The organism is Streptomyces sp. NPDC002054 (genome assembly GCF_040296685.1).
In the GTDB taxonomy this organism is placed as follows: domain Bacteria; phylum Actinomycetota; class Actinomycetes; order Streptomycetales; family Streptomycetaceae; genus Streptomyces.
Genome location: NZ_JBEOXT010000076.1, coordinates 1 through 7,055, shown reverse-complemented (window position 1 = coordinate 7,055; position 7,055 = coordinate 1). Strand labels below are relative to the sequence as shown.

Sequence of the window (7,055 nt, the reverse complement as noted above, 5' to 3'; positions counted from 1 at the left end):
CACATCGTCGCCGGCTTTCCCCGCGGGGGGGGGGCGGTGCTCTGCGGGGCCGGGCCCGGCCCTGATCCGCCGGACACCCCCTAGGTCCCGAGCCGCTCGCTCAGCGCCTTCCTGGCTTCTTCGGCGGCGTCCGCGTACTCCCGGTCGTTGGATTCCCGGAGCACCGGCACGGCGGCGGACAGTGCGGCCAGTGCCTCCTCGGAGCGGCCGGCCGCCTTCAGGACGCGCGCAAGGGCGTACTGCGCGAGCGCCTCGCTGTGCCGGTCGCCCGTGGCGCGGAAGCACTCCGCCGACTTCCGGGCGGCGTCGACGGCCGCGTCCGGCCGGTCCAGCATCGACAGAGCGGTGGAGAGGTTGGTGAGCGCGCTGCCCTCCTCGTGCCGGTCGGCGATCTCGCGGAAGGTCCGGACGGCGAGCTCCAGGGGGCCGATCGCTTCCTCGAACCGCTCGGCGGTGATCAGGGCGATGCCCAGGTTGTTCAGTGCCAGGCCCTCGCTGCGCGGTGCGTGGGTGAGGCGGAAGGTGTCGATGGCGCGGGTGTGCGCCTCCACCGACTCCTCCAGGCGGTCCATGCGGCGCCAGACGAGGCCGAGGTTGTTCAGTGCCTGGGCCTCGCCGTGGGAGTCGCCGAGCTCGCGGTGGGCGGCGAGGGCCCGGCCCAGCGTCTCGGCGGCCTCGTCGAGACGGCTCTCCTTGAACAGGATGGTCCCGAGGTTGCTGAGCGTCTGTGCCTCCCCGCTCCGGTCTCCGAGCTCCACGCAGATGGCGATGTCCTGGGTGAACAGGTCGATGGCCTCGTCGAACCTGCGCAGGTCCATGTGGACCAGGCCGAGATTGGTGAGCGCCTTGCCCATTCCGTGCCGGTCGCCCACCTCCCGGAGCAGGGACAGCGCACGGGTGAGGGCGGTGACCGCGTCGTCGAAGCGCCGCATCTCCTGGAAGACCAGGCCGAGATCGACCAGGGCGCTCCCTTCGAGGTGCGGGTCTGAGGACGACCGGTAGTGGGCGATGGCCCGTTCGAGGGCGGAGCGGGCCTCCTCGAACCGCCGGAGCGCCCGGAGCGGATTGCTCAGCGCGAACAGCGCGAAGGCCTCGTCGGCCCGTGAGCCGGACGCGCGGGCGCAGTCGAGGGCTGCGGTGCCGAGGGCGACCCAGTCGCCGAAGTAGCGCTGCCGGGAGAGGAAGCCGGTGAGCGAGAAGAGTAGGTCGGCCGGCACGAACAGGTACCCCAGGCCGCGAGCGATGCCCGCGGTGGCGACCAGATTGGCGCGCTCGTCCTCGAGCCAGGCCAGCGCCTCCTCCTGGGTGGTGAAGCGGTGACCGGGCTGGATGTCGGATTCCAGCAGGATTCCGGCCTCCCGCGCCGTGGACAGGTAGTGGACGTGCAGCCGTTGCAGCGCCGCCGTGCGCTCCTGCTCCGCGTCCTGCTCCCGGCCCAGCTCTTCGGCGTACAGGCGGATCAGGTCGTGCATGCGCCAGCGCCCGTACCCGGCTCCCGGCTCGATCAGGTGGCCGCGTGCCAGGTCCTGGAGCAGCTCTTCGGCCGGGTACGGCTCGGTGTCCGCGAGCCGGGCGGCGGTCTCGGTGGAGAGATCGGCGCCGGGGTTGAGCGGCAGCAGCCTGAACAGCCGGGCCTGCTCGGCGCCGAGGTGCTCGTACGAGAGGCCGAAGGCCGCGCGCACGGCGAGGTCCTCGCGGGACAGCCGCCCGAGCCGCTGCCGGCTGTCCTCCAGGGCCCTGGTCATGGACGACAGCGGCCGTTGCGGCAGATCGGCGAGGAGCGCGGCCACGATGCGCAGGGCGAGCGGGAGGAACCCGCACAGCCGGGCCAGTGCGGCGGCCTCGTCCGGAGCGGAGGCGACCCGGCTGTCGGCAGGCCCGCGCGCCCCGCGCAGCGCACCGTCGAGCAGCTCCACGGCGGCGGCCCCGTCGAGCACGGAGAGGTCGTGGAGGCGGGCGTCCGGGAGGGCCAGGGTGTGGCGGGAGGTGACCAGGGCGGGGATCCGGGGGTCGCCGGAGAGCAGCGGGGCCACCTGCTCGGCGGTCCGGGCGTTGTCCAGTACGAGCAGGACCCGGCGGCCCTGGTCGGCGTAGGAGGCGAGGACGGAGCGGTAGAGGCGGGTCCGGTCCTGCAGGCCGGCGGGGACATGCTCGTCCGGGAGGCCGAGGGCGCGCAGCAGCTGGCCGAGGGCCCGCTCGGGGGTGACCCGGCGTTCGGTGTCGTAGCCGAACAGGTCGATGAAGAGGGCTCCGCCGGGGAACCGGCCGTCCTCGCGCAGGGCCCGGTGGGCGACCTGGAGGACCAGTTCCGTCTTCCCGACCCCGGCCAGCCCGCTGACCACCTGCCGTCCGGAGCCCTGCGGGGGTGGCCGGAGCCCGCCGAGCAGGAGTTCCGCCTCGGCTTCCCGGCCCGTGAACGTGTCGGCCGGGGAGGGCATTCCGGTGAGTGCGGGGGCGAGGGTGGGCGGGAGCTGGAGCGTCACGGTGCCGCCCTGCACGACCACGTTGTGGAAGATGCCGCCGCTGATCTCGTTGTTCGTCGCTCCGGTCATATCGCCCCCCTGCGGATCCGGAGCCCACAGGATAGGACCCGCCGAGGCGCCGCGTACGGGCCTTCGGCCCCCTAGGCGCCCAGGTGGGGCAGCGGCCCCGCGGGGTAGGGGGTTTCGGCGGGGAGGAGGGCGCGGGCGGCGGTTTCGTGGCCGGCCCGGACCAGGGCGTGGATCTCCCGGGCCAGCGGGGTGACGTCGCGGATGGCGATCGTCCACTCGTCCGCGTAGGCGCGGGAGGCCGGGCCGGACAGGCCCAGTTGGAGGGAGCGGTACGGCAGCGGGTTCAGGTGCAGGTCCCGTTCCGGGTCCCACTGGACCCGGGCCGGGGCCGCGCGCAGGGCGGACTGCCAGGCCTCGCGGTCGGGGTGGGTGCCGGGTTCGTAGTGCGACAGGCAGGCGTGGGCGAGGGCGTGGTCGAAGCCCTCGCGGGTGATTTCCACCGCCAGGACGGTCTCCTGGTCGGTCTTCGTCGCCCAACCGCAGCGGTACATCATCCACAGGAAGGACGGCTTGATCCAGGTCATCCGCTCCCGCTTCCACGCGGTGGGGAACCGCTGGTCGCGGGCGGCCGGGAGGCCGAGGCCGGGCGCGTAGGCCTGGTAGACGGTGACAGTGGTGGCGGTGTGGGCGGCGCGGATCTCGCGGTGCGGGTGGGTCGAAGCTTGCATGAGGGCAGCCTGCGGGAGGCTGGGTCCTGTCCGCACCCCGATTTCGGTCCGCAGGAGACCGGCAGGACGCCCCTACACCTGGTCCTCCGCCAGTTCGGCGACGCCGGTGATCCGGTGCAGGGCGTATGTGCGGACCTCGTCGGCGGTGTGGTCGTAGCCCGTGACGAAGCCGCCCTCCACCCGGACCGGGGCGATCACCCGCTGGCTCGCCGCGCCGTCCGCGTTCACGTAGCCGATCCACACCGCCGAACCGGTCAGGGCCGCCGCCTGCACCGTGGCCAGGGTCTCCGCCGCTGTGGTGCGCGGCAGTTCGCCCGGCGTCCGGGTCTGTGCCCGGGCCGGAGTCGTACCGTCGGTCCCCTCGTACGGCTCCTTGCGGATGGCGGTGGCCGCCACGTCGCCCGCCCGGATGGCCCGTACCGCCGCACCCAGCAGGGTCGGGTCCGGGACCGGCGGGCCCTCCGGGACGGGGGCCGGGGCGGTGCGCGGCGGGGTGCGGTGGGCGTCCGCGCGGGTGATCAGGACGTCGCCGGTGGGGGATTCGGCCGCCGGGGCGTAGCCCATGGCGCGCAGCCCGTCGAGCAGGCCCGTGGGATCGGCCTGGGCCGCCAGGACGGTCGGGGCGAGCCGGCGCAGGCCGAGGCCCGCCGAGCGCTTGTCGGCGAGGATCTCGCCGAGGACGGAGTCGTCGTCGCAGCGGACGTACGAGGAGGCCGTCCCCACCCGGAGGTGGCCGTGCCGCCGCGCCACGTCGTCGATCAGGTACGCGAGGGGCTGCGGGACCGGGGTCCGGCTGTGCTCGGCGAGGAAGGCGTGCAGGTCGGAGGCGGTACGGCCGGCATCCAGGGCGCGCCGCACCGAGGACGGGGTGAACCGGTACACGGTCGCGCCGCCCTTGGACTCCACCACCGCGAGCACCCCGAGGGTTTCGGCGAGCGGCCGGCGCAGCGGGCCCGGGGCCACGGCCGTCAGGTCGGCCTGCAGCAGGACGTGGTCGACGGGTTCGGGCAGCTGCGGGGCGAGCAGCGGGGCCGGGTCCTCGCCGGCGAGGAGGGCCCGGCCGTGGCCGGCGAGGGCGCCGCGGCCCGTGACACCGAGCAGCTCCGCCTCGGCGAGGGTGAACCGGGCGAGCCGGGCCCGGAGTTCGCTGGTGCCGCGCACCGGACGCTCCCAGGACAGCCGGTCGAGGACGGCCTCGGGGGCGGCGGAGCCGCCCTCGGGCAGGGCGGCGAGCAGTTCCAGCACCCGGCGGCGGACTTCGGGCGCGGCGGACCGGTCGAGGTCGGGCCCGAGCGCGGAGAGCGTACGGGCCTTCGCGTCCGGCTCGCCGATCAGTCCGGCGGTGCGGGTGGCCGGCAGCCAGGCGCGGGCGAGTACGGCCCAGCGTTCGTGGGGCGGGAGTGCGGTCCAGTCGTCGTAGGCGGGGGTGGCCGCGTACCGCTCGTCGGCCTCGCCGTCACTGGCCAGCAGGCCGGCCGTGTAGGCGAGCTCGATCCAGAACGCGGCGACGGTCTCGCCGACGTCGAGGGTGACCGCGATCCGCTTGAGATCGCGGACGGCGAGCCCGCCGGCCCGCAGTACGGCCGGCCCGGAGCCGTGCTCCCAGGACTTCAGCAGTTCCTCGACGGCGGACAGCGCGGCCAGCGCCTGCCCGGCGGCGTTGGCGTCCACAAGCTGTGGACGGTGCAGCGTCTCGGCGGGCACGGCGGGCGGTACCGGCTCGGGCCTGCGGTGCGCCCGCCCGCCGCGCAGGTGCAGGGCGACCTCGCGGGGCAGTACGACGGTCCGGGCGGAGGCGGGCAGCAGCAGCCCGCGGTCGCGCAGCCAGCGCACGGGCGGGGTGGGCTGCGGGGTGACCTCCCCGTACGGCGGGCCCCACACGAGCCGGTCGAGCACGTGGTGCGCCTCGGCCGGGGCCTGGTCGAGCAACGCGGACATCCGGACCGGGTCGGTGAACAGGGAGGTCAGCGCGGTGACCGCGGACACCGGGTCGTGGGTGCCGGGCAGGCCGGCGGTGGCCACGATCTCCTGGACCCGGGTGGGTGACATCCCGGCGGTGGCCTCGGCGACGGTGGGTCCGAGACCGGTCGGGGAGGGCCGGGAGGGGGCGGGGGCGAGCAGCTCACGGGCGGTGCGGAGGAGGCGGAGCCGGTCGTCGTCGCCCCAGACGACGGCCTGGGTGCGGAGGGTGTGGAGGGTGTGGGGGAGGGCGGCGCGGATGTCCGCGACGAGGTCGGCGGGCGGGGGCGCGGCTTCCGGCGCGGCTTCGGGTTCCGCGGGCGGGTGGTGGCCGGTCAGGAGGGCTTCGAGGGTGGCGTAGTCGCAGGGATCCGGGGCCACCGCCAGGGCCTCCGCCGTCTGCAGGGCGAACCGGTCCAGCCGGTCCAGCGCACGGACCACCGAGGCCCGGGTGCCGGCCCGGGTGGCGAGCTGGGTCAGGTCGTTCGGGACCGGGCTGAGCAGGTCGGGGCGGGCGGACAGCAGCGCGGCCAGGCCCGCGTCGTCGCGGGCGCGGAGCGCCTCGGCGAGGGAGCGCGGCGCGGTCCCTCCGGTGCTTGCCTCGGGCACGGTCGCCTCCTGGTTGCCTCGGCCGGTGTCCCGCCGGCCCCCATCCGGCCAACGTTATCCGCTGCGCCCCGCGCTGCTCCACGCATGCACGCGCTACGGTCGGGACCGGGGGTCCCCCGGCGGAGTCCGGGGGCGGCACGGGAGGAGCCGGGGCATGGGGATCGAGAGCGACCATCTGGTCTACGAGTACCTGAGCCGGGTCGGGGATCTGGCGCAGCGTCGGCAGCTGGCGTCCGGGGACCGGATGCGGCTGGTTGCCGGGCTGCGGGACGAGATCGACCGCCGCCGGGCCAAGTACGACCCGGAGACCCCTGCTGCCGTACGCCGCATCCTGGAGCGGATCGGGACGCCCGAGGAGGTGCTCGACACGCTGGGCGCCCCCGCCGTACCGGCTGCGGAACCCGATGTCGGCCCGGGCGTGCCAACCCAGCGGGGGCCGGGGCGGCTGCACCGGCGGCCTTCGCCGCCCCCGGCCGACACTGCGGCTGCGCCGCCGCACCTGGCGGGGCTGGACGAGCTCGGGAAGTCGGAGTCGGAGCCGGACTGGTGGCGAGTGGGCCCGCCCGCCTCGTACGGCGGCGGACCGCAGGTCGAGGGCTTCGTGGGCGGGATCGAGCGCCCGGACCTGTTCGCCCCGGAGGCAGAACCGGAACCGGAGCCGACGCCGGAACCCCCGGCGCGTCCGGGCTTCGTCCGGGCACTCCGGGAACGCCGCCAACGGAAGGCGGCAGCGGCACCGTCGCCCGCGCCCGAGGCCGCGGCCCGCCCCAAGCCGCACGTGTTCCTGCTCCTCGCCGCCCTCGTGCTGGTGACCGGCGTGGTCACGGGGCACTGGCTGGTGCTCGCGGTCGGCTGGCTGTTCGCGTACGGGTCGCGGGTGCTCGGGCCCGCGGAGAAGAAGTGGGTGGTGTTCGGGCTGCCGGGGGTGGTGTGCGGGGGCGCGCTGCTGTGGGTGTGGGGGCGGGCGGACGGGCGCTGGGGCGAGGCGTTGGCGGAGGGGCAGGCGGGTGAGGTGCTGACCGGCATGCTGCCGTGGATCGTCCGCGCCGCAGCCCTGGCCTCCGCCCTCCACCTCCTCTGGCGCTCCCGCCGCCGCTAACCGCCCCCGGCCCGGCCCTAACCCGGCCCCGGCTCGGCCCTGCCCGGCCCTGCCCGGCTCGGCCCTGCCCGGCCCTGCGCGGCGCGGCCCTGCGCGGCGCGGCCCTGCGCGGCGCGGCCCGGCGCGGCGCGGCCCGGCGCGGCCCGGCCCGGCCCGGCCCGGCCCGGC

The 7,055-nt window shown here is 76.0% G+C and carries 4 protein-coding genes; 1 reads left to right on the top strand and 3 read right to left on the bottom strand.

The annotated features are described in order from the left end of the window. Positions 1 to 80: 80 nt before the first annotated feature. From ABT123_RS36550 to ABT123_RS36540, 3 genes are all read right to left on the bottom strand, one after another. Complete coding sequence (locus ABT123_RS36550) at positions 81 to 2,552, bottom strand: tetratricopeptide repeat protein (protein WP_351322744.1); 2,472 nt, start codon at positions 2,550 to 2,552, stop codon at positions 81 to 83. Between the two features lie 71 nt (positions 2,553 to 2,623). Then, positions 2,624 to 3,220: a DUF4291 domain-containing protein gene (locus ABT123_RS36545; protein WP_351322742.1), complete on the bottom strand. Its 597-nt coding sequence runs from the start codon at positions 3,218 to 3,220 to the stop codon at positions 2,624 to 2,626. 72 nt (positions 3,221 to 3,292) lie between these two features. After that, positions 3,293 to 5,788 carry a helicase-associated domain-containing protein gene (locus ABT123_RS36540; protein WP_351322740.1) on the bottom strand — a complete coding sequence of 832 codons (2,496 nt, stop codon included), beginning with the start codon at positions 5,786 to 5,788 and terminating at the stop codon, positions 3,293 to 3,295. A gap of 154 nt (positions 5,789 to 5,942) precedes the next feature. On the opposite strand from ABT123_RS36540, the gene ABT123_RS36535 reads away from it, so the two are divergent. Then, entirely contained in the window at positions 5,943 to 6,887 is a 945-nt protein-coding gene (locus ABT123_RS36535) for a hypothetical protein (protein WP_351322738.1), read from the top strand. Positions 6,888 to 7,055 lie beyond the last annotated feature (168 nt).